This window comes from Streptomyces viridosporus, from assembly GCF_002078235.1.
Taxonomy (GTDB): Bacteria; Actinomycetota; Actinomycetes; order Streptomycetales; family Streptomycetaceae; genus Streptomyces; species Streptomyces viridosporus.
In genome coordinates, this window is the sequence record NZ_MSGP01000183.1 from 1 (window position 1) to 5007 (window position 5007).

General features: G+C 69.6%; 3 protein-coding genes and 2 pseudogenes. All 5 read left to right on the forward strand.

Annotation, left to right across the window (positions count from 1 at the left end; translation table 11 throughout):
* A pseudogene (locus B7L92_RS13895) lies at positions 1-195 on the forward strand (ATP-binding protein); the annotation flags it as partial.
* Positions 196-575: 380 nt separating this feature from the next.
* The gene (locus B7L92_RS13900; RefSeq protein WP_081237711.1) at positions 576-3827 is read left to right on the forward strand and encodes a sensor histidine kinase; all 3252 of its coding nucleotides are present in this window, start codon (positions 576-578) and stop codon (positions 3825-3827) included.
* A gap of 10 nt (positions 3828-3837) precedes the next feature.
* A complete protein-coding gene (locus B7L92_RS13905) occupies positions 3838-4251 on the forward strand; it encodes a roadblock/LC7 domain-containing protein (RefSeq protein WP_004983065.1) in 414 nt (137 codons plus the stop codon).
* 94 nt (positions 4252-4345) lie between these two features.
* A complete protein-coding gene (locus tag B7L92_RS13910; protein ID WP_081237712.1) occupies positions 4346-4912 on the forward strand; it encodes a DUF742 domain-containing protein in 567 nt (188 codons plus the stop codon).
* Positions 4893-5007 (forward strand): annotated as a pseudogene (locus B7L92_RS13915) (ATP-binding protein); the annotation flags it as partial. The gene B7L92_RS13910 and the pseudogene B7L92_RS13915, both read left to right, overlap by 20 nt.

The following is a 5007-nucleotide window of genomic DNA, read 5'->3' on the forward strand; positions in this document are numbered from 1 at the left end:
AACAGCGGACTGCCCTTCGTCGTCGCCCTCAACGGCTTCGACGGACAGCAGCCCTATCAGCCCGAAGAGGTGCGCGAGGCACTGCAGATCGGCCCCGACACCCCCATCATCACCACCGACGCCCGCCACCGCGCGGACGCCAAGAGCGCGCTGATCACGCTGGTCGAACACGCTCTCATGGCGCGTCTCCGGTAGATCCAAATCACGCGCTGCGTACGGCAGTTGCCGTAGACGACGCCCCGTAGCCGGTTGTGTCCTTCGACACGGCCGGCCTCGGTGTTCATAACGTTTCGGCAGAGGAATCGAGCGAAGCCCACCACTCGACGCGGTCGATCGGTGTCACTGTGCGCACGAACCTCCTGCCTTTTGACAAGGCTCGCTCTTTATGACCGTTTTATCTGGGGCTTACCTCACTCGGAATGCCCGCTCTCCACTGTTTGGAAGAGCGCAGCTCGGCATGCTGGAATGCCTGAACTGCCCAATAGTCAAAGACGTACTCAGTAGTCGATGGCATGCCGGGCTCTGAGACACTGCGGCACAACGTTGGTGCCGACCGCCGAGAGGTTGTTGGTCGAGTGAGGCGAAGCAAGAACAGTCCCGAGCCGTCGGCCCGGGGCAACTTCACCCCGCCGCCGCGCGCAGCGGCGCCCGCCCCCGTGTCCGACACCGAGTCGGCGGGCGCGCCCGCTCCCAGCAGCGGGCGCCTCACCCCGCGCAACTGGCGGGTGGCGACCAGGCTGAACGCGATCCTGCTCCTTCCCGTGCTGGTCGGCCTGGTCATGGGCGGCTTCCAGGTGAAGGGCTCGATCGACACCTGGCAGGAGGCCGAGGACGCGGAGAAGACCGCGCGTCTGGTGCAGGCCTCCCTCACCTACGCCAACGCCCTCTACAACGAGCGGGACGTCACGGCGACCCCGCTGCTGCAGGGCAAGGGCCAGCAGGACTCCACCGTCACCGAGGCCCGCGCGGCCACCGACAAGGCCGCCGACGCCTTCGACGAGGCGGCGCAGGACATGCCGGACACAGCGGGTCTGGAGCGCCGGCTGAACCTGTTCCGCAAGGTCGAGCCGAAGCTCACGACGCTGCGCGCGGGCGCGTACACCTCCAAGCTCAAGGGCGTGGAGACCGAAGAGGGCTACGTCGAGGTGGCCAACCCTCTGATGCAGTTCGCCAACGAACTCGGCCTGGGCACCGGCAACATCACCAGCTACGGCCGTACGGTCTACGCGATCTCGCTGACCAAGGCGGCCGTGTCGCTGCAGCGGTCCATCGGTATGCACATGCTGGTGAAGCCCGGCCCCACCGACAGCCAGCTCGCCAGCCAGCGCGTCGCGCTCTCGTCCTACGCCTACCTCGAGGGCATCGCCGTCCGGGAGTACCTCGGCGGTGGCACCGAGGCCGACGTCGCCAAGCTGGACGAGATCACGCAGCAGATCCAGGCCGACGGCAAGGCCATGGCCCAGGAGGCCAAGGGCAAGGACCCGGACTACGTCGCACCGCCCGCGAACCCGGTCACGATGGTCTCCGAACTGGCCCGGCTCAACACCACGGACGAGGCCGCCCGCGCCGGCCTCGCCGAACAGGGCATCACCCCCGAGAACTGGTGGGCGGTGAACACCCTCAAGTTCGACGGCTACAGCCAGATCGAGACGGACCTCGCCGACACCGCGGTGAACGAGGCCTCCCAGATCGCCGACGACGCCCAGCGCGACGCCTACATCACCGGTGCCGCCGTCGTGGTCGCCCTGCTCGCCGCGTTCATCGTGGCCGGCATGGTGGCCCGTCAGATGAGCCGCTCCATGCGCCAGCTGCGCAACGCCGCCTTCGGCATCGCCGAGCAGCGGCTGCCGATGCTGGTCGACCAGCTCTCCCGCACCGACCCCGGCCGGGTCGACACCCGGGTCGCGCCGATCCCGATCACCTCCACGGACGAGATCGGCGAGGTCGCCCGCGCCTTCGACCAGGTCCACCGCGAGGCCGTCCGGCTCGCCGCCGAGCAGGCGCTGCTGCGGGGCAACATCAACGCGATCTTCACCAACCTCTCGCGCCGCAACCAGTCGCTGATCGAGGGCCAGCTGACTCTGATCACCGACCTGGAGAACAACGAGGCCGACCCGGACCAGCTGGAGAACCTTTTCAAGCTGGACCACCTGGCCACCCGTATGCGCCGCAACGGCGAGAACCTCCTCGTCCTCGCCGGCGAGGAGCCGGGCCGCCGCTGGGACCAGCCGGTGCCGCTGGTCGACGTGTTGCGCGCCGCCTCCTCCGAGGTGGAGCAGTACGAGCGCATCGAACTGTCCGGCGTCCCCGACGCCGAGATCCACGGCCGGGCCGTGACCGACCTCGTGCACCTGCTCGCCGAGCTCCTGGAGAACGCCACGACGTTCTCCTCCCCGCAGACCAAGGTCCGCGTCACCGCGACCCGTCTCCCCGACGGCCGCGTGATGATCGAGATCCACGACAAGGGCATCGGCCTGACCGCCGAGGACTTCGCGGACATCAACCACAAGCTGGCCAACCCGCCGACCGTGGACGCCGCGATCTCGCAGCGCATGGGCCTGTTCGTGGTCGGCCGGCTGTCCGACCGGCACGGCATCCGCGTCCAGCTGCGCCCCTCGGGCGAGCAGGCCGGTACGACCTCGCTGGTCATGCTGCCGGACGCGATCACCCACGGCGGTGGCGGCGAGCAGCAGATGAGCCCCGACGAGTTCACCGTCTCGCAGATCATCCCGGAACAGAACTTCCAGGGCGAGGACTTCAACCAGCCCCTGCGCACCGCGGCGGAGCTCGGCTTCGACGACAGCCGCTACACCGAGGTCCCGGACGACGTACGCGACCTGGACCCGGTCGGCCGTTCCCTGATGCGCGAGGAGCGCCGGGCGGCCCTGGAGGCCCAGGCGCACCCCCAGCAGCCCGAGTCGGGCGCCCCGAACGGCCGGAACGTCCCCGAGGCGCCCGCGTACCCCGACGAGTTCGCCGCCCCGCAGGGCTACGACAACGGCCAGGGTTACGACGGCTACCAGGAGCAGGGGACCGCCGGGTACGACCAGCAGGCGTACGACAACGGCCAGCAGGCGTACGACAACGGCCGGCAGGCGGCGTACGGCGAGGACTACTACGCGCCCGGCGGCCACCTGCCGCAGAACGACGGCTTCCCGGCGGGCGGCGGCTACCAGGACCCCTCCTACGCGGAGCCGGCCCAGGGGAACCGCTCGGCGGACGCCTCCGCCACCGAGTCCTTCCCGGCCTTCGCCGAGCGGCGCCGCGAGGACGACTGGCCGCAGCAGGACGGCTACCCCAACGGCTACCCTGCCCAGTACCCTGCGGGTGCCCAGGAACCGGAATCCGCGCAGGCCGCTGACGCAGGTGAGCGGGACAGCGTAGGCTTCGACCGTCCGGGACCGGCCCCCTCCGAAGGCCACGACCTGACCGACGCCGGACTTCCCCGCCGCGGATCCACCGCGAACGGCACGGGCGGCGCACGGCGCGTGAACCAGGAGCCGCCGGCCTCCACCCCGGAGAGCAACGGCGACAGCGACTGGCGCTCGGCGAACGACGAGCGCTGGCAGCAGGCCTCGCAGCTCCGAAAGCCCAAGGCGGGCGGAGTGACCTCCTCCGGCCTGCCGCGGCGGGTGCCCAAGGCCAACCTGGTCCAGGGTTCCGCCGAAACCACCCCCCAGGGAGGCCCACAGGTCTCCCGCGCCCCGGAGGACGTCCGGGGCAGACTGAGCAACCTGCGGCGCGGCGTCCAACGGGGCCGCACCGCAGGCAGTGAAACGAACGGCCAGGGCTTCGGTCCTGACAGCACCTACAACCAGGAGCGTTAGTGTGAGCCCGATGAGCCAGGCGGCACAGAACCTGAACTGGTTGATCACCAACTTCGTGGACAACACCCCGGGGGTGTCCCACACGGTGGTGGTCTCCGCCGACGGACTCCTTCTGGCGATGTCCGAAGGCTTCCCCCGCGACCGCGCCGACCAGCTCGCGGCCGTCGCCTCCGGTCTGACGTCTCTGACGGCAGGCGCCTCCCGGATCTTCGAGGGCGGCAGCGTGAACCAGACGGTTGTGGAGATGGAGCGGGGATTCCTCTTCATCATGTCCATTTCCGACGGTTCGTCACTCGCGGTCCTCGCACATCCGGAGGCGGACATCGGCCTCATCGGGTACGAGATGGCCCTTCTGGTCGACCGAGCCGGTACGGTCCTGACACCGGATCTCCGGGCGGAGCTCCAGGGAAGCCTTCTCAACTAACAGAGGGACGGTGCGCTTGAGCGTCCCGGGGCCGTAAGGTTTCGGGACGCGGCTCCACAGTCATGGGTGCCCGGCACAGTCGGAGGAGGAGAAAGTGGCAACACCCCCAGGCGGTTCGTCTTCGGGCAACTGGTCGTACGGCCCTGCCCAGGGCCAGAACGACGCCCAGAGCGGATACGGCTACCCCTCCCCCGGCCACCAGCAGCCGTACGCGCCGCAGGGCCCCGGCCCTTCGCCGTACGACCAGCCGCATGCGCCGCGTGTCCAGCCCGTGCAGCCGCAGCGCCGCACCCCCGAGCCGACGCCCGCCGGGTCGTCGAGCAACCCACTGGTGCGTCCGTACGCGATGACGGGCGGCCGCACCAGGCCGCGGTACCAGCTCGCCATCGAGGCACTGGTGCACACCACTGCGCAGCCGCATCAGATGCAGGGGCAGCTGCCCGAGCATCAGCGGATCTGCAACCTCTGCCGGGAGATCAAGTCGGTGGCCGAGATCTCGGCCCTGCTGACCATTCCTCTCGGCGTGGCCAGGATCCTCGTCGCCGACTTGGCGGAGGCGGGACTGGTCGCCATCCATCAGCCCGGCGGCGACGAGAACGCCGGCGGCCAGCCAGACGTGACACTGCTCGAAAGGGTGCTCAGTGGACTTCGCAAGCTCTAGCGGCGGTCCTTCCCGCTCCACCACCTCCGCGAAGATCGTGGTGGCGGGCGGCTTCGGCGTGGGCAAGACCACGTTCGTCGGCGCCGTCTCGGAGA

Coding starts and splice junctions, on each gene's coding strand:
- B7L92_RS13905 (WP_004983065.1), top strand. CDS start 3,838: ATGAGCCAGGCGGCACAGAACCTGAACTGGTTGATCACCAACTTCGTG.